The sequence below is a fragment of the Streptococcus sp. 1001283B150225_161107_H12 genome (genome assembly GCF_015552665.1).
Lineage (GTDB): Bacteria > Bacillota > Bacilli > Lactobacillales > Streptococcaceae > Streptococcus.
Map to the genome: position 1 here is coordinate 448,530 of NZ_JADNFC010000001.1, position 26,462 is coordinate 474,991.

Below are 26,462 nucleotides of genomic sequence, written 5' to 3' on the forward strand. Positions count from 1 at the left end.
AATGCTAAATATTTGGTTGACCATTATTGTAATTGTTTTTATGCTTTATATTCTACGACTGGTTGCAAAGAAGCTTGTTGAAATGAGAAATGTCATCTCTTGGCTTATTCTTTGTATCGTCTCGTTGCCAGTCATTTGGTTTCCTAATTTGATTGGAGCAATATCTGAATTTCTTGGGATTCAGACATTAAGTAACTTTGTTTTTCTATTAAGTACATTTTTATTAATATTTTTAATCTTTTCATTAACTCGTACTGTATCGAAGCAATCAGTACAGATTAAGAAATTGTCACAAACAATTGCCTTATTAAGAAGTGAGAATGAAAATGAATAATAAAGCAAATAGGAGTGTTTATTTTTGGAATTTTGCTGGGAATATAGCAGCGGCTGCAGTTTCTATATTGTATTTGATTATTGTCTCTCGATATACTTCCTCAAGTGATGCTGATAATTTTAGTTTAGCTTATGCAATTGGGAATCTCTGGATTGTAATTGGTATGTTTCAAGTAAGAAATTATCAGGCGACTGATTTGAAAGAAACATACTCATATTTGGAGTATTGGCTAACTAGGGTTATAACAGTTTGTTTGATGTTAGTCACATTATTTCCATATTTACTTTTTAGTGGAAATAATGTTGGAAAAGGAAATTTATTTTTAATTATAATCCTAACGGTGCTTTATCGTTCTTGTGATGCTTTTTCTGACTTATTCCAAGGATTGTTTCAACAACATGAACGTTTAGATATTGCCGGAAAATTAATGGTGCTACGTTATGGTTCGAGCACAATCATTCTCCTAATTAGTTTGTTACTTTCAAATTCTTTAATTTTTTCTTTAATTTGTTTATGTTTTTTTAATGTTCTTTTTGTTTTCGGGGGTGATTACGTCCAATCCAAACAAATTAGAACGATACCTTTTAATCAGTTTTCATATGCTACATTTAAGCAATCAATTAATATCATGAAAACTTGCCTTCCCTTGTTTGTTAACGGCTTTTTATTAGTATATGTTTTGAATTATCCAAAACAAGTGATTGATAAATTGCTAGTCGAGGGTGTATTACGTGAAGGTGCTCAAAGAGACTTCAGTATTCTATTCATGCCTGTTTTCTTTATGAGTTTATTTGTATTAGCATTAAGACCTTTAATTACCGATTTGGCAAAACAATGGTCAGAAAAAAGATTTCATACGTTTAATGCTATGATTCGAAAGATTTTATTATTGCTTATGATTTTGGGACTGGTAGTATCAATACTGGCCTATTTGTTAGGGATCCCTATTTTGAATATTATAAGTGGTATTGATTTATCAAATTATAGTTTATTACTTACTATTTTAGTGCTTTCCGGCTTTTTATATTCTATAGCTTCTGTCATAGGTGATTTTTTAATTATATTGAGGAAGCAAGTCTATCTACTCTATGTTTATATCGCAATGGCGTTGTTGACAAATCTTCTTACGCCTCTAGCAATGAGGGAGTTTGGTTTGTTTGGAGCAGGGCTTAGTTTTGTTATGGTTATGCTATTTTACACAGTTGCGAGTTGGATTGTCTTTGTAATTATGAGAAGGAAGGAGATTCAAAAATATGAATCAGTGGAATGATCATACATTTGTAATCTGTGCTTATGGGGATAGTCCTTTTTTAGAGGATTGTATAAACTCGTTATTAAGCCAAACCGTAAAAAGTAGTATCATTTTGTATACTTCTACTCCAAGTGTATTTATCGAAAGTATTTGCCAAAAATATGCTATTCCATTTAATACAAGTGTTGGTGGTGGGATTGGGAAAGATTGGAATAATGCTTTATCTTTTGTTACTACCCAATATGCTACAATAGCCCATCAAGATGATTATTATGAGCCAACTTATTTAATGGAAATTAAAGAGAGGATAAAGAAGCATCAAGATGCTATCATTCTTTATTCTGATTATTTTGAAGAAAAAAATGGAGAGGTCATTAAACCGACTTCAAATCTAAAAATCAAATCATTAATGTTAAAAACAATCTCTTTATTCCCTAAAACTAAGTGGTGGAGAAATCGTATTCTTGCTTTTGGAAATCCGATTTGTTGCCCTGCTGTAACTTATAATTTAGAATTGGTTAAGGGCTTTAGATTTGATGAGGAATGGAGAGTTAGTCTAGATTGGCTTGCTTGGTATCATTTGGCTAAATTTGATGGCAGATTTGTATATGTTCCAAAGAAATTAATGTGCCATCGTATTCATGAAGATTCTGAAACGAGTAATACCATTAGTGATAATACTCGAACGAAGGAAGATTACATGATGTTTAATCTTTTTTGGCCAAAAGGATTAGCGAAATTGATAAATCGTTTTTATAAAAAGAGTCAGGATACAAATGGTTAAACATTACTTGTTTGAGGTTTGCTAACAATATAAAAGTTCTATTTTCTTGCTTATCTGTAAAAACCATGAGTGATATTTATAAATATAAAGGATAAAATTGTGAAAGAAGCGCCTAAGATTAGTGTCATTATTCCAGTATATAATGCAGAATTATATCTCAAAAGATGTATAGATTCAGTTTTGAATCAAAGTTTTAAATCATTTGAAATTATTGCAATTGATGATGGTTCAAAGGATAATTCGTTCAAAATATTGAATGAATACCAACAATTTTCTCCAAGTATTAGAATTTTGAGTCGGGAAAATAAAGGTGCGGCTTATACTAGAAATGAAGGTATCAAGCTTGCAAAAGGTGAATTCATCATGTTTATCGATAGTGATGATTATATAAACCCAGACTACTTGCAGGTGTTTTATGATGAGATCTCAAACGGGATGGATGACGCAGTTATTGGTGGGCTTCAAAGAGTAAACCAAGATGGAAAACAACTATTTTCTATCCAATTGGGTAAAGATAAATGGTCGAAATATAGATCAATTTCACCATGTGCTCGCATCTATAGAAAAAAATTTATAATAGATAACGAACTTTCTTTTCCAGATATTCCGTTGGCTGAGGATTTGTTATTCAGTTTAACCGTATATACAAAATCTAAGAATATTAGAACCATACCATATTGTGGATATAATTGGTTTTACAATGAGAATAGCGCATCTAATACATTAAATAAGGGTTTTAATCCAAAATTAGATATCAAGAATGTTCTTGATAAGATAACAGGGATTATACCAAATGATTTTTCTGAAACTAAATTAATTAAATTCTTTATAAAAAAATTTACTCTTTATTGGTTATTAGACGGTGGGAGACATTCCACAAGTGAGGAGTTTTTACGTCAATATAAAGAAATTAATGATTGGGTCAAGATAAATGGAATGAAGTCCACACTTTCTGTTTTTAATCGAGAAATTAGAGATGAGAGATTGATGGTTAAACTAGCTATCTTTACAATGAACTTGATTGAAAAAGTCGGTTTATTAAAACTGTTTGCAAAACTGTATTGTAAAGGATAGTTAGAAAAACTATAGTTTCCGAAAAGATAATAGTAAATGTTAATAGGAGCAATGAATGGTTATATCAGTTGTAGTCCCGTGTTTTAACGAAGAAGAATCGATTCCATTATTTTACGAAGAAATGGAACGAGTTCGGATCTCCATGGGGGAAGAATTTGAATATATTTTTATCAATGATGGGTCTTCTGATAAAACTTTAGATGTTTTACGAGAACTCAATCTCTTAAATCCTTATGCTCATTATCTTTCCTTTTCGCGAAACTTTGGGAAGGAAGCGGCTCTCTATGCAGGACTTGAGCGTGCCAAGGGTGAATATGTAACTGTTATGGATGTGGATCTCCAGGACCCACCAGAGTTATTGATCGAAATGAAGCAGAAGTTGGAGGAACAGCCGGATTTAGACTGTGTCGGAACGAGACGCGTAACCCGTGATGGGGAACCGCCGATCCGCTCTTTCTTTGCACGGATGTTTTATAAATTGATCAATCATATTAGCCAAGTGGAAATGGTTGACGGGGCCCGTGATTTCCGTTTGATGCGGCGTCCCATGGTTGATGCCATCATGGAGTTATCCGAGTACAATCGTTTTTCAAAAGGGATTTTCGCCTGGGTTGGATTTGAGACAGAATACCTCGAATATAAAAATGTAGAGCGCGTAGCAGGAGAGACATCTTGGAATTTTTGGTCTCTATTCAAATACTCGATTGAAGGGATCGTTAACTTCTCAGATGCCCCACTAAATATTGCCTTTATTGGTGGACTGTTATCTTGGATTTTGGCTTTTATCATGGTGATTCTGATTGTAATCCGTACCTTAGTCTTTGGAGATCCTACTTCAGGTTGGCCATCCCTCATGACAGTGATTCTTTTCCTTGGAGGCTTCCAATTGCTAACTATTGGGATTTTAGGGAAATATATCGGTAAGATTTTCATGGAAACCAAGAAACGTCCAATCTATGTTATCAAAGAGAAAAGCAAGTAAAAGCAGAAAACTTCTGCTTTTTTTGCTATAATGATAGAGAAAAAGCATTCGAAAGGAACTTAACATGATTTTAATTACAGGTGCAAATGGGCAACTTGGAACAGAACTTCGCCATTTGTTGGATGAACGAAATGAAGAATATGTAGCCGTTGATGTGGCTGAAATGGATATCACAAATGCAGAAAAAGTAGACGAGGTATTCGCAGAAGTGAAACCAACCCTAGTCTACCACTGTGCTGCCTATACAGCTGTTGATGCGGCAGAAGATGAAGGAAAAGAGTTGGACTATGCGATCAATGTGACTGGTACGGAAAATGTAGCAAAAGCGTCTGAAAAACACGGTGCAACCTTAGTTTATATCTCAACGGATTACGTTTTTGATGGGAATAAACCGGTGGGACAAGAATGGGAAGTAGACGATCAACCAGATCCTCAAACTGAGTACGGTCGTACCAAACGTATGGGGGAAGAATTGGTTGAGAAGCATGTTTCTAACTTCTATATCATCCGTACAGCTTGGGTCTTCGGGAACTACGGTAAGAACTTTGTCTTCACCATGCAAAATCTTGCGAAGACTCACAAAACACTTACAGTCGTCAACGACCAACATGGTCGTCCAACCTGGACCCGTACTCTTGCAGAGTTTATGACTTATTTGGCTGAAAACCGTAAGGAATATGGTTATTACCACTTGTCAAATGATGCAGCAGAAGATACAACTTGGTATGACTTTGCAGTTGAAATCCTCAAAGATACGGATGTAGAAGTGAAGCCAGTGGATTCCAGCCAATTTCCAGCTAAGGCAAAACGTCCTCTCAACTCAACGATGAGCTTGGCTAAGGCTAAGGCTACAGGATTCGTTATTCCAACTTGGAAAGATGCTTTGAAAGAATTTTATAAACAAGAAGTGAAATAAGAACAAATAGAAGCGGCCCTCAAGGGTCGCTTTTCTGTTTGGATTAGGCAAAAAGCCTAGAAAATGGTATAATTGAATAGACTGTGAATGATTTGAAAGGGAACTCTATGCAACATGTTTTTATTATCGGAAGTCGTGGGCTTCCGGCTCAATATGGCGGTTTTGAGACTTTTGTGGACCAATTGGTTTCGCATCAAGTGTCTTCAGATATCCAGTATCATGTTGCCTGCCTTTCTAATGATCAAGCTTATTATCATTTTGACTATAAGGGTGTCGATTGTTTTACGATTAAAGCTCCCAAGCTTGGGCCTGCGCGTGTCATCGCCTATGATATGATGGCCATCAACTATGCCTTGAAGCTTATTAAGAAACAAGGAATTGAACAGCCGATTTTTTACGTCTTGGGCAATACAATCGGAGCCTTTGTGGCGCCTTTTGCGCGTAAGATCCATAAGATGGGTGGACGATTCTATATCAATCCAGATGGACTGGAGTGGAAGCGGGCCAAGTGGGCTAAACCAATTCAAGCCTATCTCAAGTATTCTGAAAAAATCATGACACGCCACGCTGACTTGGTAATTTCAGACAACCCAGGTATTGAGTCCTATATCAAGGAAGCCTATCCTTGGTCCAAGACGACCTATATTGCCTACGGAACGGACTTATCTCCTACTAGCCTAAATAGTCAGGATAATAAGGCCCGAGAATTCTATCACAAGTGGCAGACACAGGAGAAGAACTATTACTTGATCTTGGGTCGTTTTGTCCCAGAAAACAATTACGAGACCGCCATTCGTGAATTTATGGCCTCTTCTACCAAGCGGGATTTGGTGATCATTTGTAACCAGGAAGGCAATCCTTATTTTGAGGAGCTCCGAGCTCGGACTGGATTTGATCAGGATCCACGCGTCAAGTTTGTAGGAACGGTCTATGATCAAGACCTATTGAAATATATCCGTAAAGAAGCCTTTGCCTATATCCATGGTCATGAAGTGGGCGGAACCAATCCTGGTCTCCTAGAGGCTCTTGCCCAGACGGATCTGAATTTAGTTTTAGGAGTCTCCTTTAACCAAACGGTCGCTAAGGATTCGGCTCAATATTGGACTAAAGAAACTGGGAATTTAGCGCATTTGATTGACCAGGTAGATTCTTTAGAAGATGTATCTGAATGGGGTCAACGTGCCAAGGCCAATATGAAACAAAACTTTACCTGGGAAAAAATTGTAGGTGAGTACGAGGAATTATTCTTATCATGAAAGTAAATATCTTGTTGTCCACCTATAATGGTGAACAGTATCTAAAAGAGCAGGTCAAAAGTATCCAAGACCAGACCTATCAAGACTGGCAACTCTTGATCCGAGATGATGGATCGACAGATGGTACGGTGGAGATCATTCAAGAGTTGGTGGCCCAGGATGAGCGCATTCGCTTTATCAACCAAGGAGCTATCGAAAATCTCGGTGTTATCAAGAGCTTCCATGCCCTCTTGAAGTATGAGAAAGCAGATCTTTATTGCTTCAGTGACCAAGATGATGTCTGGCTTCCTGAAAAAATTGCTCTTCAAGTAGCAGAAGCCGAGAAGCATCCTCAAGAAGTGCCTTTGCTGGTCTACACAGATTTAAAAGTGGTCGATGAAAACTTGAATGTGCAGCATGAGAGTATGATTCGCACCCAGTCTGATTATGCCAATACCGAACTGATTCAAGAGTTGACGGAAAATACGGTAACTGGCGGAGTTGCCATGATTAACCACGCTCTGGCTGACTTATGGACAGGTCAAGAAAAACATGCGCTCCTTATGCATGATTGGTATTTGGCCTTGTTGGCAACTGCCTTTGGGAAGCTCATCTATATCGATCAACCAACAGAATTGTACCGTCAGCACAGTAGCAATGTTCTGGGTGCTCGAACCCTCAGAAAACGGGTTAAAAATTGGATCCGACCCCATGTGCTGTTTGCCAAGTATTGGAATCTCATAGAGTCTAGTCAAGAACAAGCAAAAAATCTATTGGATCTGCCTGTCAGTTCCCAAACTAAAGAAATTATTGAAAACTTTGTCACCATTATGGATGTTCCACTAAAAGAACGTCTGAGACGGATTCGTCAGTATGGTTACCGGAAGAACCGAGCCTTTCATACGGTTGTGTTTACCAGCTTGATTCTGACAAAGTTTGCATATCGAGGTAAAAAATAATGTTTGACGTTTTTAGTCAGAAAAATCGAATTTTATTACGAGAGTTAATCAAAACAGACTTTAAATTACGCTACCAGGGATCAGCAATCGGTTATCTTTGGTCGATTTTAAAGCCCCTGATGACTTTTACGATCATGTATATTGTCTTCATCCGATTCTTACGCTTGGGTGGAGATGTGCCCCATTTCCCAGTTGCCCTCTTGTTGGCCAATGTAATCTGGGGCTTCTTTTCAGAAGCCACATCTATGGGGATGGTGTCGATCGTTAGTCGAGGCGACTTGTTGCGAAAATTGAACTTCTCCAAACACATCATTGTCTTGTCTGCGATTTCAGGAGCAGCCATCAACTTTGTTATCAACCTTGTAGTGGTCTTGATTTTTTCATTCTTCAATGGGGTGACATTCTCTTGGACAGCCTTGATGGTCATTCCGCTATTCTTTGAGTTATTCTTGATGGCGACAGGATGCGCACTGATCTTAGCGACATTTTTTGTTCGTTTCCGTGACTTAGGTCAAGTATGGGAAGTACTCCTGCAAGCAGGCCTATATGCGACGCCAATTATCTATCCGATTACCTTTATTGCAGACCGCAATCCATGGGCGGCTAAGTTGGTCATGATGAATCCTTTGGCTCAAATTATTCAAGACATGCGTTATTTCTTGATTGATAAGGCCAACACCCCTGTCTGGCTTTTGGTGGAAAATAAGTTCTTGGTTCTGATTCCTTATGTCTTGCCAATTCTTATTTTTGTTGCTGGCTTTGCTTACTTTAACAAACATGCTAAGAAATTTGCGGAGATTCTCTAATGACAGATAAACAAATTGCAGTAAAAGTAGACCATGTCAGCAAGTACTTTAAGTTGCCAACAGAGGCAACCAATAGCCTTCGAACTGCCCTGGTCAATCGCTTCAAAGGAATCAAAGGATACAAAGAACAACATGTTCTTAAGGATATTTCTTTTGAAGTAGAAAAAGGAGACTTTTTCGGGATCCTCGGAAGAAATGGTTCTGGAAAATCGACTCTCTTGAAAATTATTTCTGAAATCTATGTGCCAGAAAAAGGAACCGTCACTATTGATGGGAAACTGGTGTCCTTTATTGAGCTTGGAGTGGGCTTTAACCCAGAACTGACAGGTCGAGAAAATGTCTATATGAACGGGGCTATGCTAGGCTTCTCAACAGCTGAAATTGATGCCATGTATGATGATATCGTAGACTTTGCTGAGTTGCATGAATTCATGAACCAAAAGCTTAAGAACTACTCATCAGGCATGCAGGTTCGTCTAGCCTTTTCGGTTGCCATTAAGGCCCAAGGCGATATCTTGATTTTGGACGAGGTCCTAGCAGTAGGAGATGAGGCCTTCCAGCGAAAGTGTAACGATTACTTCCAAGAACGCAAGAAATCAGGGAAAACCACGATTCTGGTTACCCATGATATGGGAGCCGTCAAGAAATATTGTAACAAGGCTGTTTTGATTGAAAATGGCTTGGTGAAGGCTTTAGGGAGTCCAGAAAATGTTGCCAATCAGTACAGTTTTGATAATACAGCTCCTTTGCAACAAGGAGGAGAGGTTGGTGGAGCAGGTAATTCAAACCAGAAAGAAAATGGCTTGATTGAAAATTTTCAGCTTCAGTTGTTAAGCTCAAATAAATTACGTCCTCAAGATCCTATTCAGTTCCAGATTGATTTTGATGTTCGTGAAGATATCAGGACCTATATCGCTCTGTCTTTAACGGATATTGATCGGAACATTTGGATCTACAATGATAATTCTATGAATCAACTGATGAGTGGAACTGGACATAAAACGGTTCATTATACTTGTTCACTGCCAACTGTAAATGACTTAAAAATGAAATTGGAAGTGACGGTAAGGGATGAGGAAGGACAGATGTTGGCCTTTTCAGATGCCACCCAGACCCCACTGATCTTTATCAATCGAGATGATATCGCTTTGGATGATAAATCAGCAATGGATTCGGCAAGTGGCTTAATCCAACGCAATGGAACATGGTCAATGACTGACTAGACTGAGGGAAATATGGAAACGACGCCTTTTGTTTCGATTATTTGTACGGTTTTTAATAAGGAGCCCTGGCTAAAGAAGACGATTGATAGCTTCTTAGCCCAACAAACAGAGTTTGCTTATGAGATTATCTTGGTGGATGATGCTTCAAGTGATGGATCTCGTTCTATTATTCAGGATTATCAAGCCAACTACCCTGATCTGATTCGTGCCTTTTATCAGGATGAGAACCAGGGAATTTCTAAAACCTGGGTCTCTATTTGTAAAGAAGCACGTGGTCAGTATATTGCTCGCTGTGACGGAGATGATTTTTGGTTAGACCCTTTAAAACTTCAGAAACAGGTTGATTTATTAGAAAGTAAGCCTGATTGCAAATGGTCCAATACGGATTTTGATATTTATGATGAAAAAGGAAGTCTCGTTTCTAAGGCTGGCTTTGCTAATCATACAATTCCATTAGCAGATACCTATGAAAAGATGCTTGCAACAAGAGGTTTTACCATGGCCTCTACATGGCTAGTTGAAAGAGATCTGATGTTAGAAGTCAATCAAGAGTTAGATTTAACGACATCAGATGATACTTTCAACCTCCAATTGGAACTCTTTCAACGGACTTCTTTAGCCTATCTGGATGAAGCGACAGTTGCTTATACCATTAATCAAGGATCGGATTCTCGTCCTACTGATTTTAAAAGATTAGAACGTCGCTTCCATAAGCTACTGCAAACTCAATTAGCCTATCTTGATAAATATCCAAATGCTGATTTTAAAGAGATGACAAAAATTCTCTTAGATCGTACTAATACTTATGAGATTCGCTTGTCTAAACCAATGGACTCCCTTTCACATATTGGGATGGAATCTGTTACGATTTATTTGGGAGATGAAGAAAACACCTATTCGGAAGATCGTACCTTGACCAAACTGCTTCAAAAAGAAGATTGCCTGACAATCGAAATTCCGAAGGGAACTTCTGTTATTCGAGTTGATCTTTCGGAAAATCCTAGTTATTACTCTGATGTTGAATTGAAAGATTCGTCAGGCAAGGTTTGTTCAGCTGTTTATAGTAATGGCATTGTTGTTGATAATTTGTATTTGTTTAGCGAACCGGATCCTCAATTGATTTATGAAGTTGAAGAAGAAGGGGTGTATCAACTGAGCTATAAAATGATTTCTATAGATAATCCCTCTGCACCGGATTATATCGGAAAAGTTTTTGCTGCCGAAATGTTAGATTGTCAAAATAGTTTGAAAAATCTTGAGGCAGAGTTACAAGCTACGAAAGAAGCATATAATACAGTCATTCATTCGCGCCGTTGGACCATTCCAACAAAGATCTTGAAATTCTTAAGAATAAGGAAATAATATGCAACGTTTACTTTTATATGTTCACTACAATAAGTTTAATTTTATTAGTGGGCATGTACTCTACCAATTAGAAAAAATTCGTCCCTTGTATTCACGGGTGGTCTTTATCTCTAATAGTCAGCTACCAGAAGATGTGAAGGATCATTTGTCTTCCCAACAGTTGGTGGATGATATTCTTGAGCGCCAAAATAGTGGCTTTGACTTCGCTGCTTGGCGGGATGGAATGAAGACAGTCGGCTTTGATCAACTGTCTCACTTTGATTCGGTTACCCTCATGAATGATACCTGCTTTGGACCACTTTGGGATTTAGAACCAATTTATCAACAGTTTGAAAATGACCCTGAAGTAGATTTCTGGGGAATGACTAATTACCGGAAAGACAAGGATTTTAACGAGCATATTCAAAGTTATTATCTTAGCTTTAAAAAACAGGTTATTGAATCAAGTACTTTTCATGAGTTTTGGCAGGGCGTTCAAGACTTTACCAATGTCCAAGATGTGATCGATCACTATGAGACCAAGGTCACAACGAATTTCTTGGATGCTGGTTTTCGCTATAAAACTGTCTTTGATACCATCCATGAAGATACAACTGGGATGCTCTATCCAGACTTTTCTTACTACAATCCTACAGCGATTCTCAAACATAAGGTTCCTTTCATCAAAGTCAAAACCATTGCAAACAATGAAGGAATCATGCCTTATATTTTTGATGAATTGGAGCGTGTATCGGACTATCCATTGGATTTGATTCTTAACCACATGTCTATGATTGACCGTCCGGACTATCCTTATCTCTTATCCCGTAAGTATTTGAAGGATCAAGACTTAGGAGACACATTTGATAAAAAAGTAGCGGTTCATCTCCATGTCTTTTATGTGGACCTCTTGGAAGAATTTCTAGATGCTTTCCAAGCTTTTCATTTTGACTTTGATCTATGGATCACGACAGATGTAGAAGAGAAGAAGCAGGCTATTGAACAAATCCTTTCTAATCGGGCTCAAGAAGCGATGGTTGTGATGACTGGAAACATTGGTCGGGATGTGTTACCAATGCTGCTCTTAAAAGAACAACTCTCCCAATATGATTATGTTGGACATTTCCATACCAAGAAATCCAAAGAAGCAGATTTCTGGGCAGGTGAATCTTGGCGCAAAGAATTGATCGAGATGTTGGTCAAACCGGCTGATCAAATCCTAGCCAATATGGAAGCCAATCCAAAAGTCGGAATGACTATTGCAGATATTCCAACTTTCTTCCGATACAATCGAATAGTGGTTGCCTGGAATGAAGCTCTCATTTCACCAGAGATGAACAAGCTCTGGCAACGGATGGGAGCGACCAAGAAAATTGATTTCAAAAATCTCAATACCTTTGTTATGAGCTATGGCACCTTTGTTTGGTTTAAGTATGATGCTTTGAAACCACTCTTTGATTTGAATTTGACAGCAGCAGATATTCCAGCTGAACCTCTTCCTCAAAATTCGATCCTTCATGCGATTGAACGCTTATTAGTCTACATTGCCTGGGATCAAAAATATGACTTTAGGATCTCCCAAAATCCACACGTTCTCACACCATTTATTGATAATAAGCAGTTGAACAATCGAGAGGATCTCCAACCACATACCTTCGTGGACTTTAATCAAATCGGCGGGATTAAAGGAGCCTTGATGTATATTGCGATTGGACCAGCTAGAGCAATAAAATATATTATATTGAGACTTCTAAAGAGAAAGTAGAGGAAATCTTGTGAGTTTATTTGATAAAGAAAAGTTAAGAAATATTATCATTGCAATCGTCTTAATCTTGTTCTCAAGGATTTTTTTGACCAGTTTATTTGAATTTACTTTGAATAAGAAAGTGTTAATTCTAATAATAGCATCAGTTATCTATCTGTTGCTGTTTAATTCAAAAGACTCTGATAAATTACCACGGAATGCGTTTCTGTTAATAGTTATATTTGGTAGTTTTATTTCTGTTGTCAAGCCAGTTCAATATGGATTGGATGAAGAGTCGCACTTGCCAAACGTCATTAGTATAACAGATAGTCCGATTTTTAAGTATTCGGATGAAAAGCTAGCAGACTATGATTCTGTATTTTGTTACGATGCTTTAAGAAACCCTGGGAAAAAATCCTCACAGTACTGGTATAGTGTAGAACATAAAGATAGTAAAATTAGAGGAACAAGAGTTGGATTTGACAATCCTGCCTTTCTCCCTAATGCTATTGGATGGTCCATCGGTAAACTAATCTCGAAAAAAGTATATGTTTCTTATTATTTAGGAAGAATTTTCGAAGTTATAGCCTTTGCAATTTTAGCTTATCTTGCATTAAAAATCAGTAAGGTATTCAGAGAAGCTATTTATCTTTTTTCTACGTTCCCAGCTGTTTTATATATTATCGCTGGTTACCATTATGATTACTTATATTTTGGAGCCAGTTTAATTGCGTTAGCATTATTAACAAATGTACTCTCTGAGAAAAATAAAGTTGATAAAAAATATGCAATTGCTTTTCAATGTACGACATTACTTTTTGCATTTTCGAAATTTCCTTTTATATTAACAGGAAGTATGTTGTCTGTTTTACCAAATAGATATTATAAAGATAAAAAAATGAGGACATTCTCTTCCTTACTATTTCTTTTAAATCTATTTATATCATTTATTTATGTTGGTATTATTAAATTATTCCCTTCTGGAAGTTCAATTTCAGGGGAAGGTCCAGGTCTATTTTATTTCTTAACGCATCCATTGCCATTGTTACGAACTTTATTCTTAGCACCGCATGGAATTATTAATGATTTTATTTCAGATCCATTAAAGTATGTTTCTGAAAAATCAGCATTTTTAATCGCAGCTTCAATTTTCACTTTCTTTTTCATTCTATTCATTATTATTCTTAGAAATAAGATTGAACTGCCTAAATTCTTTAAATACTACAGTTTGCTTTTACTTTTAGGTACAGCAACTCTAATTATTGTTGCGATTTCTGGAGATCCTCGTGTATATCACACAGGTGATATTGTTGTTGGTGGGGTTCAAGGTCGTTACTATTATTATATTTTAATGTTTCTACCACTTTATTTCGGCACATGGTTTCACAAAAAAGTGGGCATAGCTGATATTGCTCAAAGTGAGGATTTACATTTTGATATATCGTTACAATATGCACTCATCTTTTTGAACATTTTAACGATTAGTATTGGGATTTATACACAAATTCAGAGTTGATTATTATAATTTAAACATCATAGTTATGGGGAGAAAAATGAAGAGAAAAAAGAAGTTTAATTTAAAAGAGTTTCTTATAAGAAACTATCAAAAATTAACGAGAACTCAACTGTATTCTTTTGCTCTCCTCGTGTTTTTTCTTGTCATTAATACGTATTTAGTTCAGCATGTGATTGCTGAAAAACTAGGAGCAACTGATTCCGTTATGGCATTGATTAATCACTGTGGAATCTATTTTGGGCTTGTTACAGTCATTTTGGTTGTCCTAATTTCTCAATATGATTTAAAGCGAATTTTTGCTTTAAAGATTCTTGTATCCTATAGTGTCTATTTAATTCTTTCTTATTCAGTTGAAGTTGCCCTTCATATTAATGTACCGAAATATAAGGTATTCGATTTTGCTAAGAATGGTTTTTGGCAGACCAACTCAATTGTTTTTGTATCGGTATTAGTTGCTAGTTCACTCTTATTTTCAACTATTAGACAGTGGTTTGATAACAAGGCTGTTAAAAGAAAAACGAGACCAATTGGAAAACTATTTGAATACTTATTGCATTCTAGTATTTTAACAACTTTTGTTTTAACAGATTCTAAAATTCCTTCAACTCTATATCGTACGACCTGGTATTTGTTTGATGGCATTGGAAAAACCGGAGGAGGCAAGTATTCCCTGTCGCAATTCTGGTTTGTCGAGTTTAGAATGATTGGTTTTTCTATTCTTTTAACTCTTATCGGATTGTTTTTTGTCAAAGGTCAAATAGACTTAGTTAAAAATAGATCGAGTTTTTCACTGGCTATTATGACTAGTATTAGTCTAGCTATTCTATCTAACACTGGTGTGCAACTTGGACTTGGAGCAGGAGACTTGCTTGTTGGTTATTCGATTTTTCCAGGTGGGGTCGTATTTCCTATCCTCTGTCTCGTGTTTCTATATATCTCTCTATATGTATTGATAAATAGATATTGGTTTACAACGATTTTAATAGTCTTTAGTAGTGTTTCTTTCGTTGTTGCCAACGCTGTTAAATTCAGTATGAGGGGAGAACCTATTTTACCGAGTGATTTGGTCTGGTTATCTCAACCGTCCGTTTTATTTAGCTTTGTTGATGTCTCCTTTATGTTCATCGTCATAGCTGTTGCTGTAGGTCTATCGGTTACCTATATTCTCGGTAGGCGATATATTTATACAGGCAAGATTATACGGTCAACTATAATTCGCTATCTTACACTTTTGTCTCTTGTATTATTTGGTTATAAAGTATATTCTATCTTTGACCAAAAAGAAAATGGCGTGATTTCGGAGAAAGTACCAGTTATTACCTTATTGAATAACTTTCAGGATACGAAATGGCTGGGGAATTCGATTAATGCCAGGTATCGGTCGTTAGCTTTTGTCTGGTTCAATCAATTGACAACAGAAGTCATGATAAAACCGGAGGGATATAGTAAAGAAAAAATGCTTGAGATTGAAAAGAAATACTCTAATCAAGCCTCTGAAATCAATAAAACAAGAAATGAAGTTATCGATCAACAGACCATCATCTATGTTCTAAGTGAGAGTTTTTCGGATCCTAGCAGAATAGAAGGAGTGACAATTTCTAGAAATCCTATCCCAAATATTCAAGATATAAAGTCAAAAGTGACAAGTGGTTTAATGAAATCAGATGGCTACGGCGGTGGTACGGCTAATATGGAATTTCAAACTTTAACAGGTTTACCATTTTATAATATCAGCCCTACCGTCTCTGTTCTATACTCAGATGTTGCTCCGAAAATGCAATCGTTAATTTCGATAAGTGATTCTTTTGCACCTAAAAATAAGGAAATTATCCATTTTGAATCAAAAATTAACTATTCAAGAGATGTTATCTATAATAGACTGGATTTTGATAAGTTTGTAAGTATTGATGACAAAAAGGAATATAATGTAGGATACCAGGAAATTCATGTTAGTGACCAATCAACCTATAATGCAGTCCTAAAAGATTTAAATCCTAAGCAGAGTCAGTTTTTCTCAGTCATTACGATGCAGAATCACGCCCCATTTATTGCAGGGGAACCATCAGATGTAACAGCTTCCGGCAAAGGTTTCTCAGAGGATGTGAATACTCGTTTGACAAATTATTCAAGGTTATTAACGTTTACTGACAAAGCCACCCAAGATTTCCTAGAAAAGCTATCCAAAATTGATAAAAAGATTACAGTTGTTTTTTATGGAGATCATTTGCCTGGTTTGTATCCAGAATCTGCCTTTAAGAACTATCCAGAAGGTCAATACCAAACAGACTACTTTATTTGGAGTAATTTCGATGCTCCTAAATTAGACTATCCTTTAGTCAACTCCAGTGATTTCTCTGCTATGGTCTTTGAACAGACCAACTCTAAAGTCTCACCTTACTATGCTCTTTTGACTGAGGTTTTGAAGAAAGCAAGTGTTGACAAAAAAGCTTTAGAAGGAGAAGCGAAAGAGATTGCTGAAGATTTGAAGATGGTTGAGTATGATCTGATAAGTGGTAAAGGATACCTTTCCCAAGATTTCTTCAAGGTACCATCGGCGAAAAATTAATGGAAAGAGACCAGCTTTCATCAATCTGTCATTCAGTGATTTGATTGCTAAAATTATTAAAATAGAACAGGCTTTCCTGTTCTATTTTTGTTGATTTTATGCTAAACTAGTAGGAGGGGGTTCCGCATATGATTAAGATTTTTGGGAAAATCCGATACCATTGGCAGCCTGATTTATCAATGCTGATTACCTATTGGTCATTATCGGTTATACCCGTCTTTATTGGACTAGCTCTAATGTATGAGAGTTCCAGTATCCCGACGGTGGTACTCTTTTCATTCTTTCTCTTTATGGCCTTGCTGGCTGTAGGAGTGCATCGCTATTTTACGATCTACGATGATGGGATTTTACGGATTATCACGGCGAATCCATTAACTCCTATAAAAGTTCCGATTTCATCGATTGAAAAAGTGGAAGTTACAAAGAATTCCATCAAGTTAATTTTCAACGATGGATCAAGAAGTCGGACCTTCTGTATGCGTAAGTGGCCCAAAAAATACTTTATCAATGCCTTAGCCTTGAATGATCATTTTAAGGGTGAGATTGAGTTGACAGATAACTTTATCCATGTGGACTATTATCAACTCTACTATGCAGATAATGAAAAAAGCTCTTAATCTTTGATAAGAGCTCGGGTTGGACAATTTTTAACTGCTTCTTGGATAGAAGCATCGGTAGGAAATTCCTTTTCCAATCGTTCATCCTCAGAGGCGAACTTAACGATGCCATTATCGTGATAGTCAAAAATGTCCGAATATGTTTGGCAAAGGCCACATGCGATACAACGTTCAGGTATTAAGGTTATTTTCATATCTATATTGTAATGATTTTAACAGGAAAACACAAGGAGGAAGTTATGCCGAAAGAGCCATGGGAAGAAGAAATTTATGATGACGGAGAAGAAACATTGAAACGAACAAACAAATTAAATGGAATAAAAGCTGATCGCTTGTTGACCATCTTGGCGATTATTTTCTTTATTATTATTGTAGCGATGGTCTGCTTCTTAGTTTACCTTTCTACAGGTGGAAGCGATAAGAAGAAACAAATGAGCGGTTTCTACAATGGTGAAACAACAGTCGTTGCAGCAAGTAGTGCTCCAGCTGCAGAACAGACAGAGGAAGCAAGTGCAGAAGAATCTGAAGAAGGTACGATTACAGTCCTAGCTGGTGAAGGAGAAGCAGCAATTGCGGCGCGTGCTGGCATTTCGATCGCCGAATTAGAGCAACTGAATCCATCTCACATGTCTACTGGATCATGGTATGCAAATCCAGGAGATGTCGTCAAGATTAAATAAAGGATAAGCTATGAAACAGATTCAAATCGCGATTGATGGCCCTGCATCTAGCGGGAAGTCAACTGTTGCTAAGATTATTGCTAAAAATTTAGGCTACACTTATCTCGATACGGGTGCCATGTATCGCGCAGCGACCTATCTGGCTCTTCGTCATGATCTGACTGAAGCAGATGTTGACCAGTTGGTTGATTTGCTGAACCAATATCCTGTGAGCTTTGGGCGCTCTGAAGACGGGCAGCAATTAGTCTTCGTAGCTGATGTCGATGTGACTCATCCAATTCGTGACAATGAAGTGACCAATAATGTCTCTTGGGTATCTGCCTTGGCTCCTGTCCGTGAGCGCTTGGTAGCCCAGCAACAACAGATTGCTGCTCAAGGTGGGATCGTCATGGACGGTCGTGATATTGGGACGGTTGTCTTACCAGATGCAGAATTGAAGATTTTCCTAGTGGCTTCTGTAGAAGAACGTGCAGTACGTCGCTATAAGGAAAATTTGAGCAAGGGCATTGAAACAGATTTAGAAGTATTGAAAAAAGAAATTGCTGAGCGGGACTACAAAGACAGTCACCGAGAGGTTTCGCCATTGAAACCAGCAGACGATGCCATTCATTTTGATACGACTGGTGTCGGGATTGATCAAGTGGTTGCATTTATTGAAGAAAAAGCAAAAAAAATCCTTGACAATCCATCATAAACTTGATATCATATAAAAGTTGAGAAAAGCAGAAGTGAGAACTTCTCGCCTTGCGACTAACGTTGTCTGGCCCCTACGGATCAAGTTTCAGAAATGAAATATAATCATGTAGTGCGGGTTTGCGTTAGCAAGTCCGCTCTTGTTTTTCTCTAAAATAAAAAAAGAGGTGAAAACCATAGCAAAGCAAGACTTATTCATCAATGATGAAATTCGTGTACGTGAAGTTCGCTTAATCGGTCTTGAGGGCGAACAATTGGGTATCAAACCACTTGGTGAAGCGCAAGCACTTGCGGACGACGCTAATGTGGACTTGGTTCTCATTCAACCTCAAGCTAAACCTCCTGTTGCGAAAATTATGGACTACGGTAAGTTCAAATTTGAGTACCAGAAGAAACAAAAAGAACAACGCAAAAAACAAAGCGTTGTGACCGTGAAAGAAGTTCGTTTGAGCCCAGTTATTGACAAGGGTGATTTCGATACAAAACTTCGCAATGCTCGCAAGTTCCTTGAAAAAGGGAACAAAGTGAAGGTTTCCATTCGCTTTAAGGGTCGTATGATCACCCATAAAGAGATTGGGGCAAAAGTTTTAGCCGACTTCGCTGAAGCAACTCAAGATATTGCTATCATCGAACAACGTGCTAAAATGGATGGTCGTCAAATGTTCATGCAGTTGGCACCAGCAACTGACAAGAAATAATCTGTCAGAAAGTTAAAAAAAGGAGAAAATATCATGCCAAAACAAAAAACACACCGCGCATCAGCTAAACGTTTCAAACGTACAGGTTCTGGTGGACTTAAACGTTTCCGTGCTTACACTTCTCACCGTTTCCACGGAAAAACTAAGAAACAACGTCGTCATCTTCGTAAAGCATCTATGGTGCATTCAGGAGATTTCAAACGTATCAAAGCAATGCTTACTCGCTTGAAATAATCGCGTATTTGTAAGTAAAGAATTCTAGGAAATATTGGAGGAAATATAAATGGCACGTGTTAAAGGTGGCGTTGTATCACGCAAACGTCGTAAACGTATTCTTAAATTAGCTAAAGGTTACTATGGAGCTAAACACATCTTGTTCCGTACTGCAAAAGAACAAGTAATGAACTCTTACTACTATGCATACCGTGACCGTCGTCAAAAGAAACGTGACTTCCGCAAATTGTGGATCACACGTATCAATGCGGCAGCTCGTATGAACGGACTTTCATACTCACAATTGATGCATGGTTTGAAATTGGCTGAGATCGAAGTTAACCGTAAAATGCTTGCTGACTTGGCTGTTAACGATGCAGCAGCTTTCACAGCTCTTGCAGATGCAGCTAAAGCAAAACTTGGTAAATAATGTTTATAAGACTGGGAAGATTTTCTCAGTCTTTTTTTCTTGCTAATTTCATGCTATAATGAAAATAATCGTAACCGATATGAGGAGAGATGGAGGATACAAAGGTGACACACAATCGACTAGCTTGGGATGAGTATTTTGCAGCACAGGCTTTGTTAATATCAAATCGAGCAACTTGTAAGCGAGCCAAGGTGGGTGCTGTATTGGTCAAGGATCATAAGGTGGTTGCGACGGGTTACAATGGCTCTGTCTCTGGTACGGAGCATTGCTTGGATCATGACTGCCTCATGGTGGAGGGACACTGTGTTCGGACCCTCCATGCAGAGGTCAATGCCATTTTACAGGGAGCGGAACGGGGGATTCCCAAAGGTTTCACAGCCTACGTGACCCATTTCCCCTGCCTCAATTGTACCAAGCAGCTGCTTCAAGTTGGCTGCAAGCGGGTGGTTTATATCCATCAATACCGCATTGATGAGTATGCTGAGTATCTCTACCGTGAAAAAGAAGTAGAGCTAGTCCATCTTCCATTGGAAGTGGTCAAAGAAGCTATTGCTGAAGCTGACTTTATTTAAGAATGGATTGCTGTCTCACTACCTACAATTAAATTGAAAGCTTATTTTTGAGATCACGCTTCACTGATTCGTCTAGAGGGGGGAGATTGTGATGAACCGTAAAATTTGCTACCTCATTCTCTTACTAGTCCAGGTTCTTGGGGCTCTTTTTCAAGTATTTATGCTCTTATCCGGAGAGCCTAAAAACGGAGAGAATCCCCCTATTATCTGGTTGTCAATCATTCAGATTCTTTTATAGCTTGCTGTGGCCACTACAGATCCTCTCTTTCTGTTTAGCCATGGATGTCCTACTGGGTGCTTTCTTTTAGGTGAAACGACCAAAGATACTAAGGAAAATAGTTTTTGACAAGAAAAAAGGCTCTATCATTGCGATAGAGTCTTTTTTTGTTATTTCACTTCGCCACCTTCAACAACGAGGTCATCTGCTTTTGCAGCATCGCCGTAGGTTGGGTGAAGAGTTTTTTCATAAGCTTTGTGGAAGAAGTTTTCTTTTCCAAGCTTTTGAATGTCATCGTTAATGAAATCAAGGAGTTCTTTGTTTCCTTTTTGAACCGCTGGTGCGATAGTATCTGGATTACCAAGTGAAGTAATTCCAACTTCGTATCCTTTGTTTTCAAGGGCCCAAGCAAGGACTTCTGTGTTGTCTGTTGAGAAGGCATCGCCACGTCCATCTAGGAGAGCTTGATAGGCATCGCTGTATTGGTCATATTTTTGAAGTTTTACTTCTGGATGGTTCTTTTCGAAGTAGGTTTCAGCAGTAGTTCCCTTGGTTACGATCAAGGTCTTTCCTTCCAATTGTTTCACATCAGTGATAACCTTATCTTTAGGAGACACCACACCGAGTGAAACCTTCATGTAAGGAAGGGCGAAGTCTACTTGTTTCTTCCGCTCATCAGTTACGGTGAAGTTGGCCAATGTGATATCCACTTTATTGGAGATCAAGTATTCCGCACGGTTAGCTGCATCCACTGATACATATTTCGGTTTGACACCAAGGTCTTTAGCTAATTGGTTTCCTAGTTCGATATCGTAACCTTGGTAGGATCCATCATTATCAACATAACCAAAAGGTTTTTTGTCTCCAAAGACTGCGATACGAAGCTCGCCACTTTTCTTGATTTCTTCAATGGTACGTGCTTTAGAGCCGGTAGAAGAAGATGATGACTTGCTAGAGCCACATGCAGTGATAAAGAGCAAAGCGAGAGCGAAGGTAAAAAGAACTAAAATTGGTTTAATGAATTTCATAAAAATCTCCTTTATAGATATGAGCCAAATTGGCTAAAGTCAAATACATTTAAAAATTCTTGTGCTCGTTGGGTTTGTGGGTTGGTAAAGAAGGAGTGAGCACTTCCTTCTTCGGCAATTTTGCCCTGATCCAAGAAAATAATCCGATCGGCAATAGCTTGTGCGAACTGTAACTCGTGGGTCACCAGAATCATGGTCCGTCCTTCTTGGGCCAGGTCGTTGATGAGTTCTAGGACTTCCCGCACCATCTCAGGGTCTAGAGAGGCTGTCACCTCATCGAAGAGGATAATTTCTGGATGCATGAGGAGGGAGCGGACAATGGCTACCCGTTGCTTCTGTCCACCAGACAACTGCCTTGCGTAGCTATGTTTCTTCTCCAAGAGACCGACCCGTTCCAGTAACTCTTCTGCTTCCTTGATGACTTCCTCTTTAGCTCGTCCTTGAGCTTTTGTAGGACCAAGAATCAAGTTTTGGAGGACGTCTAAATGGGGGAAGAGTTCATAACTTTGGAAGACCATCCCAATCTTTTGGCGGACCAGGTGGAAGTCTTTTTGGTTTTTGGTAATGGATTGACCATCCAAGAGAATATCGCCAGCTTGGATGCTTTCTAAGCCATTGATACAACGAAGGAGGGTACTCTTACCACAACCAGAAGGCCCCAAGATCACTACGACCTCCCCTTTTTGAACTTTGAGGGAAAGCCCTTGGAGGATAGGAGTGTCTCCAAAGGATTTTTTTAGGTCCTTGATTTCTAAAATGGTTTCAGACATATTAATTCCTCCAGTGGTTTTCTAACTGTCCTGCTAATTTGGAAATAGGGAAGCAGACAATAAAGTACAAGACTAAAATGGTTCCATAAATCCAAAAAGAAGCGGTTGGGATGGTCAGGCGGTTGCTATCGATGATTTGTTGGCCGACCTTGGTAACTTCAACAACCCCGATGAGGACCACTAAGGAGGTTGTCTTTATCATACGGGTAATCAAGTTAATAGCTTGTGGAAGCAATCGTCTGAGAACCTGTGGGATGATGATGTAGCGATATAGTTGGACCTTGCTTAGTCCTAAGGCTTGTCCACTTTCAAACTGGTGTTTTGGAAGAGAAGTGATGGCCCCTCGGACCAAATCCCCCATCTCAGCCGTTCCCCAAAGGGTAAAAACGATAATAGCTGAACTTTCACCAGAAATGTTTATGTTGAAATTGCGGGCCAAGCCGAAGTATACGATAAAGAGCAAGACCAACTGGGGCATGATCCGGATAAATTCCAGATAAAAGCGAGTGAGCAGACGAATGACTTTTGAATGAGAAGTCATCACGATTCCGAGTAAAGTTCCAAGGATCATGGATAGGAAGACAGAGATAATGGAAATCCCAATGGTCACGCCCAAGCCTTGGAGTATTCGAAGGAGATTATTTCCCTGAAAGAGTACTTGGATTCCCGAATCCTGCATGGCGTAATCTCCTTTCTATCCAACTAAAGAGAAGTGAAATCGGTAGTAAGAGAAGCAGATAGGCAATGACCAACATGGTCAGGGCGATGTCTGTCTCGTAATAGAGTCCGATCAAATCTTTTGCGACATACATGAGGTCAGCTAAAGCGACTACAGAGAATACAGAGGTCTCTTTAATCAGGAAAATGACATTGGCACTAAAGGAAGGCAGAGCCACTGCGGTCGCTTGCGGTAGAATCACATAGCGAAAGACATGTCTGGGTGTTAGTCCAATGGAGAGACCGATTTCATGCTGGGTTTGACTGACAGCTTCTAGACCGCTTCGGAAGGACTCAGCCATATAGGAACCACCTAAAAAGATGAGACCAATGGTTGCACAGACTTCTGAAGAAAGGACGATTCCTATCCTTGGCAATCCAAAGTAGAGGAAGAAGAGCTGAATCAAGAGCGGTGTATTTCGAGAAAGTTCGATGTAACAGCCAGCTAGTTGACTTAAAATCGGTAAACGATAATGTCGGATGATACTGACAATCAGTCCTAAAAGAAATGAACCTAAAATCCCCCATACAGCAATGTGAAAGGTCAAGAAAAAGGCCTGCTGGTAGAGTGGAAAGTATTGTTCAACAATTGACCAATCCAAAAATGATTTCCTCCTCTCTAATGAGCAAGGAAAAAAGAAATGCTACCTTACTGATTAGAAAATAATACTGTCACATTGTAACACGAAAAAAAACATTTGAATAATATGGAAAATTTATCAAGCTGATAGATAAAATTTATCACTCATCATAGGCGATGCTATAGATTATCAAATGGGGTATAATAGGAGTAAGAAACTCTAAATCACTTAACCTTATAAAAGAGGAGGAAGAGCGATGACAGACCAAGATCCACAATATGAATCAAACCAAGGGCATCAAGGTGTGACTGAGGGGACTGTTCAGTCATCCATGGCGGGGGCAGAGCAGAATCCCCCAAAAAATAAAGACAAAGAGGCATATTTTTTAGGAGACAGTCTCCTTTCTAACAATGAGATGAAGCCAGAAAAAAGAGTCGGAAGTACGATAGTACTATCTATTGCACTTGTTTTCGCAACTATATACCTAGGATGGTCTTTACTCGTCGCGATCGCATTTAGAGAATGGACAATTATGTTACAACTCCATTTTCTCTGTATTATCATTGCTACCCTTCTGCTTTGGAGTGGAAAAACGATGGGGAATAGAACAACTCTCTATACATCCGCAGTTTTATATTTTGTCTCGATGATTGCAGCGTATGACCCAGCTGGGGGAATATTTTTGTTTATGCCTATTGTAATAGCTATAGTGGTTTTTTTCGGAACTGTAATGTTTGATAATGGAGAGTAATTATAGAAGATAGGGCGAAAAATCCTATCTTTTTTATATATCGAGAAAACATGGAGGAAGCGGTTACAAATTGTGGTATAATGAGAGGTAATAAATCAATTTATACTTTACTTTGAAAGTGGAGTGAAATAAATGTCTAGAAATAAATGGTATCAGGGCTAATTTATTTTGTAACCTTTCTTTATATTTCGACTGTTTGGATAGCAGGTAATGAAAATGGATCGGGTACGATTATGTTCTTCGATTAGAAAAGAGCATACCTGGTATCCGATCGTTCCGTTGGTTTCCTTGGGCGTCACTATCCTGCAATTCCTTGGTAGGATTCCAGTTGTCTTACGGTTAATGAAAAGAATGATGAAATAGTGTATAAATGTTTTAAGAGAAAACATAAATAAAGTAATAAGAAAAGGAAAGGAGAAAGCTATGCCATATCAGCAGAATAATGTTGAAGAAAATAAAGATAGGATTAGGATAAGTGGAGATGGTTTTAATTCGGCACCTATTCAGAATTATCCAACAAAAATCAAATTTACTTCCATTCTTCTTTCAGTCGCCTTTTACTTATCCATTATCTATCTTGTATTGTTTATCTCTTACTTTGCACTTTCGGGTAATGCTTGGGGACTTTTCATTTTAATTTTTCTAGGACCAAACTTTTTAAGTATTGTTATTGGAGCCATTTTCCTTAGAATAGGGATGGAGAAAGGGAATAAAACGCTACTCTATACAAGTTTCGTACTTTATATACTGTCCATTATTTTAGCTTATGATCCAGACTGGGGAGTTTTCCGAATTGCACCGATAGTTTTATCTATTCTCGTTTTAATAGGAACAATCCTAGCGAAAGAAGATAAAGAAGTATTGAGATATTAAGAAGGGGGAAACTCTTTTAAATCAGTATTTGCTTGATCAATGATCCTATCGAGTCAAGAAATTCTATCAACTTGTATATTTTAAAAATGTCATTAGATGCATGGAAGAATTCAGTGAATATCACTTATAAAATCGTTTATTCCAGCTTTTTAAGAAAAGCAAAATATTTTAGAAAAATGTCAGGAGAAAATTATGACAGATCAACAGCTAAATTGTGAAACAAACCAAGACAAAGACGGAATGCCTGAAGAATCTATTCAGCAACGAATGGGGGATCAAGGCCCAGAAAACCCTGCTCAGCCACCAATGGGGGCTCAAGGCCCAGAAAACCCTGTTCAACCACAAATGTCGGATCAAGGTCCAGAAAATCCTGCTCAGCCACCAATGGCGGAACAAGCCCCAGAAAATTCTGTTCCTAATAGGGGCCTTCTAACTCTTGTATTTTTCGTAAACATGGGCTTACTGATGCTTTTTATAGGTAGTGCTGTGGTAATGGGAGGATGGGCGATTGTCTTTTTGTTCTTTTTGGGCTCTTACCTTACTTGTTATATTGCTGCGACAGTCTTGCTTGGCATTGGTACGAAAACGGCTAATAAGACGATGCTATTTGTTTCAGTAACTCTCTATTTTGCGTCCATGCTTTTTGCTGGTGATCCAGCTTGGTTAGGTATTCAAATTCCATCTATCATTTCCACTATCCTTGTATTAATAGGGACCTTGCTACTGTAGGAATTAGAGTTGGAAAGAGGTTAAGTTAAAAGATATAGTTTCAAACTATATCTTTTTCTTTTTATAAAAAAGGAATACTGGTGCAAAATCGTGGTATAATAGTTAAGTTATATGGTCCCGATAAGGTGGTAGAAAGCATCTACCAGTTCTTTGTAACT

The 26,462-nt window shown here is 38.1% G+C and carries 30 protein-coding genes and 1 other annotated feature; of the genes, 25 read left to right on the plus strand and 5 right to left on the minus strand.

Annotated elements, in window-relative coordinates:
• Position 1 precedes the first annotated feature (1 nt).
• The 15 genes from I2C87_RS01995 to I2C87_RS02065 all read left to right on the plus strand — a co-directional run bounded on the left by I2C87_RS01995 (position 2) and on the right by I2C87_RS02065 (position 17,352).
• Entirely contained in the window at positions 2-334 is a 333-nt protein-coding gene (locus I2C87_RS01995) for a DUF2304 domain-containing protein (RefSeq protein WP_195323796.1), read from the plus strand.
• On the plus strand, positions 321-1,604 hold the full coding sequence (locus tag I2C87_RS02000; protein WP_195323797.1) for a lipopolysaccharide biosynthesis protein: 1,284 nt from the start codon (positions 321-323) through the stop codon (positions 1,602-1,604). Before I2C87_RS01995 ends, I2C87_RS02000 begins: the two co-directional genes overlap by 14 nt.
• On the plus strand, positions 1,588-2,370 hold the full coding sequence (locus I2C87_RS02005) for a glycosyltransferase family 2 protein (RefSeq protein WP_048716874.1): 783 nt from the start codon (positions 1,588-1,590) through the stop codon (positions 2,368-2,370). Before I2C87_RS02000 ends, I2C87_RS02005 begins: the two co-directional genes overlap by 17 nt.
• Positions 2,371-2,469: 99 nt before the next feature.
• Positions 2,470-3,444: a glycosyltransferase family 2 protein gene (locus tag I2C87_RS02010; protein ID WP_233436500.1), complete on the plus strand. Its 975-nt coding sequence runs from the start codon at positions 2,470-2,472 to the stop codon at positions 3,442-3,444.
• Positions 3,445-3,499: 55 nt separating this feature from the next.
• On the plus strand, positions 3,500-4,426 hold the full coding sequence (locus I2C87_RS02015; protein ID WP_195323798.1) for a glycosyltransferase family 2 protein: 927 nt from the start codon (positions 3,500-3,502) through the stop codon (positions 4,424-4,426).
• A 64-nt stretch (positions 4,427-4,490) separates the two neighbouring features.
• On the plus strand, positions 4,491-5,342 hold the full coding sequence (rfbD, locus tag I2C87_RS02020; RefSeq protein WP_070465686.1) for a dTDP-4-dehydrorhamnose reductase: 852 nt from the start codon (positions 4,491-4,493) through the stop codon (positions 5,340-5,342).
• 107 nt (positions 5,343-5,449) lie between these two features.
• Positions 5,450-6,598, plus strand: coding sequence for a beta 1-4 rhamnosyltransferase Cps2T (gene cps2T / locus I2C87_RS02025; RefSeq protein WP_195323799.1), 1,149 nt, complete (start codon positions 5,450-5,452; stop codon positions 6,596-6,598).
• Positions 6,595-7,536 carry a glycosyltransferase family 2 protein gene (locus I2C87_RS02030; protein ID WP_070465692.1) on the plus strand — a complete coding sequence of 314 codons (942 nt, stop codon included), beginning with the start codon at positions 6,595-6,597 and terminating at the stop codon, positions 7,534-7,536. The genes cps2T and I2C87_RS02030 overlap by 4 nt, the downstream gene beginning before the upstream one ends.
• Positions 7,536-8,342: an ABC transporter permease gene (locus I2C87_RS02035; RefSeq protein ID WP_003003247.1), complete on the plus strand. Its 807-nt coding sequence runs from the start codon at positions 7,536-7,538 to the stop codon at positions 8,340-8,342. The genes I2C87_RS02030 and I2C87_RS02035 overlap by 1 nt, the downstream gene beginning before the upstream one ends.
• Positions 8,342-9,565, plus strand: coding sequence for an ABC transporter ATP-binding protein (locus I2C87_RS02040; protein ID WP_195323800.1), 1,224 nt, complete (start codon positions 8,342-8,344; stop codon positions 9,563-9,565). The genes I2C87_RS02035 and I2C87_RS02040 overlap by 1 nt, the downstream gene beginning before the upstream one ends.
• 12 nt (positions 9,566-9,577) lie before the next feature.
• On the plus strand, positions 9,578-10,927 hold the full coding sequence (locus I2C87_RS02045) for a glycosyltransferase (protein WP_195323801.1): 1,350 nt from the start codon (positions 9,578-9,580) through the stop codon (positions 10,925-10,927).
• A gap of 1 nt (position 10,928) precedes the next feature.
• Positions 10,929-12,674: a rhamnan synthesis F family protein gene (locus tag I2C87_RS02050; protein ID WP_195323802.1), complete on the plus strand. Its 1,746-nt coding sequence runs from the start codon at positions 10,929-10,931 to the stop codon at positions 12,672-12,674.
• A 10-nt stretch (positions 12,675-12,684) separates the two neighbouring features.
• Positions 12,685-14,169, plus strand: a complete 1,485-nt coding sequence (locus I2C87_RS02055) for a DUF2142 domain-containing protein (RefSeq protein WP_195323803.1) — start codon at positions 12,685-12,687, stop codon at positions 14,167-14,169.
• Positions 14,170-14,206: 37 nt separating this feature from the next.
• Entirely contained in the window at positions 14,207-16,735 is a 2,529-nt protein-coding gene (locus tag I2C87_RS02060) for an LTA synthase family protein (RefSeq protein ID WP_195323804.1), read from the plus strand.
• 128 nt (positions 16,736-16,863) lie between these two features.
• Positions 16,864-17,352: an EbsA family protein gene (locus tag I2C87_RS02065; RefSeq protein ID WP_006596041.1), complete on the plus strand. Its 489-nt coding sequence runs from the start codon at positions 16,864-16,866 to the stop codon at positions 17,350-17,352.
• Here I2C87_RS02065 and I2C87_RS02070 read toward each other — a convergent pair.
• Entirely contained in the window at positions 17,349-17,546 is a 198-nt protein-coding gene (locus tag I2C87_RS02070) for a ferredoxin (RefSeq protein ID WP_006596042.1), read from the minus strand. The two genes, I2C87_RS02065 and I2C87_RS02070, sit on opposite strands and share 4 nt — an antisense overlap.
• Before the next feature lie 45 nt (positions 17,547-17,591).
• Between I2C87_RS02070 and I2C87_RS02075 the strand changes: the two genes are divergently transcribed.
• From I2C87_RS02075 to I2C87_RS02105, 7 genes are all read left to right on the plus strand, one after another.
• Positions 17,592-18,032 (plus strand): SAG1386/EF1546 family surface-associated protein, encoded by a 441-nt coding sequence (locus tag I2C87_RS02075; protein WP_006597409.1) that lies wholly within the window; start codon positions 17,592-17,594, stop codon positions 18,030-18,032.
• A gap of 10 nt (positions 18,033-18,042) precedes the next feature.
• Positions 18,043-18,726, plus strand: coding sequence for a (d)CMP kinase (gene cmk / locus I2C87_RS02080; RefSeq protein ID WP_006596044.1), 684 nt, complete (start codon positions 18,043-18,045; stop codon positions 18,724-18,726).
• A 20-nt stretch (positions 18,727-18,746) separates the two neighbouring features.
• Positions 18,747-18,877 (plus strand) — a sequence feature (ribosomal protein L20 leader region).
• 15 nt (positions 18,878-18,892) lie between these two features.
• Complete coding sequence (infC, locus tag I2C87_RS02085) at positions 18,893-19,423, plus strand: translation initiation factor IF-3 (RefSeq protein WP_006597373.1); 531 nt, start codon at positions 18,893-18,895, stop codon at positions 19,421-19,423.
• A gap of 33 nt (positions 19,424-19,456) precedes the next feature.
• Complete coding sequence (gene rpmI, locus I2C87_RS02090) at positions 19,457-19,657, plus strand: 50S ribosomal protein L35 (RefSeq protein ID WP_001125942.1); 201 nt, start codon at positions 19,457-19,459, stop codon at positions 19,655-19,657.
• A 49-nt stretch (positions 19,658-19,706) separates the two neighbouring features.
• Positions 19,707-20,066: a 50S ribosomal protein L20 gene (rplT, locus tag I2C87_RS02095; RefSeq protein WP_000124834.1), complete on the plus strand. Its 360-nt coding sequence runs from the start codon at positions 19,707-19,709 to the stop codon at positions 20,064-20,066.
• Positions 20,067-20,170: 104 nt separating this feature from the next.
• Positions 20,171-20,638, plus strand: coding sequence for a deoxycytidylate deaminase (locus I2C87_RS02100; protein WP_195323942.1), 468 nt, complete (start codon positions 20,171-20,173; stop codon positions 20,636-20,638).
• A 91-nt stretch (positions 20,639-20,729) separates the two neighbouring features.
• Positions 20,730-20,876 (plus strand): hypothetical protein, encoded by a 147-nt coding sequence (locus I2C87_RS02105; RefSeq protein ID WP_195323945.1) that lies wholly within the window; start codon positions 20,730-20,732, stop codon positions 20,874-20,876.
• A 149-nt stretch (positions 20,877-21,025) separates the two neighbouring features.
• On the opposite strand, the gene I2C87_RS02110 is transcribed toward I2C87_RS02105, so the two are convergent.
• The 4 genes from I2C87_RS02110 to I2C87_RS02125 are packed head-to-tail and all read right to left on the minus strand — an operon-like array spanning position 21,026 to position 23,972.
• Positions 21,026-21,883 (minus strand): cysteine ABC transporter substrate-binding protein, encoded by an 858-nt coding sequence (locus tag I2C87_RS02110; protein ID WP_048716914.1) that lies wholly within the window; start codon positions 21,881-21,883, stop codon positions 21,026-21,028.
• Positions 21,884-21,894: 11 nt separating this feature from the next.
• Positions 21,895-22,653: an amino acid ABC transporter ATP-binding protein gene (locus I2C87_RS02115; protein WP_048716917.1), complete on the minus strand. Its 759-nt coding sequence runs from the start codon at positions 22,651-22,653 to the stop codon at positions 21,895-21,897.
• A 1-nt stretch (position 22,654) separates the two neighbouring features.
• Complete coding sequence (locus I2C87_RS02120) at positions 22,655-23,332, minus strand: amino acid ABC transporter permease (RefSeq protein ID WP_006596050.1); 678 nt, start codon at positions 23,330-23,332, stop codon at positions 22,655-22,657.
• Complete coding sequence (locus I2C87_RS02125; protein ID WP_195323805.1) at positions 23,292-23,972, minus strand: amino acid ABC transporter permease; 681 nt, start codon at positions 23,970-23,972, stop codon at positions 23,292-23,294. Before I2C87_RS02125 ends, I2C87_RS02120 begins: the two co-directional genes overlap by 41 nt.
• Before the next feature lie 235 nt (positions 23,973-24,207).
• Between I2C87_RS02125 and I2C87_RS02130 the strand changes: the two genes are divergently transcribed.
• From I2C87_RS02130 to I2C87_RS02140, 3 genes are all read left to right on the plus strand, one after another.
• Positions 24,208-24,702 carry a hypothetical protein gene (locus I2C87_RS02130; protein WP_195323806.1) on the plus strand — a complete coding sequence of 165 codons (495 nt, stop codon included), beginning with the start codon at positions 24,208-24,210 and terminating at the stop codon, positions 24,700-24,702.
• 423 nt (positions 24,703-25,125) lie between these two features.
• Entirely contained in the window at positions 25,126-25,575 is a 450-nt protein-coding gene (locus I2C87_RS02135; protein ID WP_195323807.1) for a hypothetical protein, read from the plus strand.
• A 192-nt stretch (positions 25,576-25,767) separates the two neighbouring features.
• A complete protein-coding gene (locus I2C87_RS02140; protein WP_195323808.1) occupies positions 25,768-26,304 on the plus strand; it encodes a hypothetical protein in 537 nt (178 codons plus the stop codon).
• Positions 26,305-26,462 lie beyond the last annotated feature (158 nt).